Source organism: Streptomyces sp. HPF1205, assembly GCF_020400825.1.
In the GTDB taxonomy this organism is placed as follows: Bacteria; Actinomycetota; Actinomycetes; order Streptomycetales; family Streptomycetaceae; genus Actinacidiphila.
In genome coordinates, this window is the sequence record NZ_JAINVH010000092.1 from 1 (window position 1) to 2,595 (window position 2,595).

At 67.9% G+C, this 2,595-nt stretch carries 3 protein-coding genes; all 3 read left to right on the forward strand.

The window, feature by feature from the left end; all coding sequences use genetic code 11:
* Positions 1 to 339 precede the first annotated feature (339 nt).
* On the forward strand, positions 340 to 1,179 hold the full coding sequence (locus tag K7G61_RS35735; protein ID WP_225851317.1) for an alpha/beta fold hydrolase: 840 nt from the start codon (positions 340 to 342) through the stop codon (positions 1,177 to 1,179).
* Between the two features lie 342 nt (positions 1,180 to 1,521).
* Entirely contained in the window at positions 1,522 to 2,022 is a 501-nt protein-coding gene (locus tag K7G61_RS35740; RefSeq protein WP_200363126.1) for a Dps family protein, read from the forward strand.
* A 188-nt stretch (positions 2,023 to 2,210) separates the two neighbouring features.
* On the forward strand, positions 2,211 to 2,595 hold a 385-nt coding region (locus K7G61_RS35745), incomplete at its 3' end, for a transposase (RefSeq protein WP_225851318.1).

Sequence of the window (2,595 nt, forward strand, 5' to 3'; positions counted from 1 at the left end):
AACAAAGGGCGGGCTGATCTTGGCGCGTGCATACGGCGACGACGCGACTTTCCTCGGAATCGTCGCCCGGACCGACCAGCGCCTGCTCGGTCCCACTCGCTGAGCGGAGACCCCAAACCGGCGTCGGTCAGGCGACCGGTCCGGGTCCGCCCCCGCTTCACAGCACCCGCAGGCGGCTGACCGCTCAGCCCCATGCGGCCTCTCCATCCGACCGGCCGGCGCCCCCGGCCAGGCGCACCTCGCCGCTGCCGTCCTACCGGCGCGGCTCACCGTCGCGGCGAAGCCGTCGAGACGCCATGCGTGCCGCCAAATCCCGGCGGCACGGACAAGGAGTAAGACATGCCGTTCGTCACCACGCAAGATGGCACCGAGATCTTCTACAAGGACTGGGGCCCGCGCGACGCCCAGCCCATCATGTTCCACCACGGTTGGCCGCTGTCCTCGGACGACTGGGACGCGCAGATGCTGTACTTCCTCTCCCACGGCTACCGCGTGATCGCCAGCGACCGTCGCGGACACGGGCGTTCCTCCGACATCGGCTCCGGTCACGACATGGATCACTACGCCAGCGACGTCGACGCCGTCGTGCAGCACCTGGACCTGCGCAACGTTGTACACATCGGCCACTCCACCGGCGGCGGACAGGTCGCGCGGTACGTGGCGAGGTTCGGCCAGCCCCAGGGCCGCGTCGCGAAGGCGGTACTCGTCGCGGCGGTACCCCCGCTGATGGTGCAGACCGCAGAGCATCCCGACGGTGTTCCCGTCTCGGTCTTCGACGGCTTCCGCGACGCACTGGCGGCCAACCGGGCAGAGTTCTTCCACGCCGTGGCCTCCGGCCCCTTCTACGGGTTCAACCGGGACGGCGTCCCGCTTTCGCAGCAGGTCGTGGACAACTGGTGGCGCCAGGGGATGACGGGAAGCGCCCTTGCCCACTACGAGGGCATCAAGGCGTTCTCGGAAACCGACCAGACCGCAGACCTCAAGGCCATCACCGTGCCGGTGCTCGTCCTCCAGGGTGACGACGACCAGGTCGTCCCGTACCAGGAAGCCGCCCTCAAGCAGGCGGAGCTCCTGCAGAATGCGACCCTGAAGATCTACGAGGGCCTGTCGCACGGCATGCTCACCGTGAACGCCAGCGACATCAACCCTGACATCCTCGCGTTCGTCCAGCAGCCCTGACCGTACTTGAGCCGAGACGTCCACGATCACCACCCGCCAAGCGCCCGGTGATCGTGACGTCTCGGCTCAGCCATCCCCCCTGCCGACGGCGTGGAGGCCACGCGTTCGCGAGGAGTCGGCATCCTCCAATCACACGCAGGATCAACAGCGTCCCCCGCTTCAAGCCGCCGGCGCACAACAGCCTCCGGTGAACGATTCCCGATCGGGCAGCGCCCCAACGACACGCGTGGCCTCCGGTCGGGCGCGCGCTCCCGACTCCAACACCGGGGCGGCTCCGCGACCGAACCGCCCCGCCCTCCTCACCGATCCGCTGGACTCGCACCCTCGAAAGGAACACCACTCATGCACGCATCGCCCACCCTCACGAAGAACCTCCAGGCCGTCCTGGTGGACCTCATCGACCTGCACCTGCAGGGCAAGCAGGCCCACTGGAACATCCTCGGGACCAACTTCCGCGACCTCCACCTGCAGCTCGACGAGATCGTCGACGCTGCTCGTGAGTTCGCCGACGACACCGCCGAGCGCATGCGCGCGCTCTACGCAGTCCCGGACGGGCGATCCTCCACGGTCGCCGCCACCAGCCACCTCGACCAGTTTTCCGAGGGCGAGATCACGACCCACGACGCCATCGACCAGATGACCCTGCGCCTCTACCAGGCAACCGGCACCATACGCGACGTCCACGACGAGGTCGACGAGGAAGACCCGACGACCGCCGACCTCCTCCACGGCTTTATCGGCCGCCTCGAGCAGCTCGCATGGATGGTCTCCGCCGAGAACCGCACGCCGAACACTTCCGCGCAGCCGAGCGCTGGCCCTGTCGAAGCCGGAGCAAGGTTGTAGACGAAGCGACTCGTCAACCCAGGACGCCGGCCACAGGAACCCTGTCCACGCAGTCGGGGAGTGTCTAATCAACGGCGGATCTGATGATCATGGATGTGATGATGAGCGAGACCGCCGTGGAGCCCAGGGTGCAGGGGCAGTCGGACGATGCCGTGCCGGATGCGGTGACGGACGAGCAGTTGGTGGCGATGCTGGTCGAGCGGGCCCGCAGCGAGGGTCTGCAGTTGACCGGGGAGGGGGGTTTGCTGCAGCAGTTGACCAAGCGGGTCCTGGAGTCGGCCCTGGAGGGGGAGATCACCGATCACCTCGGCTACGGCAAGCACGATCCGGCCGGGAGGAACAGCGGCAACAGCCGCAACGGCACCCGGTCCAAGACCGTGCTGACCGATGTCGGACCGGTGGAGGTGAAGGTGCCCCGTGACACCGCCGGCAGCTTCGAGCCGCAGACCGTGCGCAAGCGGCAGCGGCGTCTGGGCGGGGTGGACGAGATGGTGCTGTCTTTGTCGGCCAAGGGCTTGACCCACGGGGAGATCTCCGCGCACCTGGCGGAGGTCTACGGGGCGACAGTGTCCA

Bases quoted from the DNA above. Each gene is read 5' to 3' on its own strand.
- K7G61_RS35735 (WP_225851317.1), top strand. From the start codon at position 340: ATGCCGTTCGTCACCACGCAAGATGGCACCGAGATCTTCTACAAGGAC.
- K7G61_RS35740 (WP_200363126.1), top strand. From the start codon at position 1,522: ATGCACGCATCGCCCACCCTCACGAAGAACCTCCAGGCCGTCCTGGTG.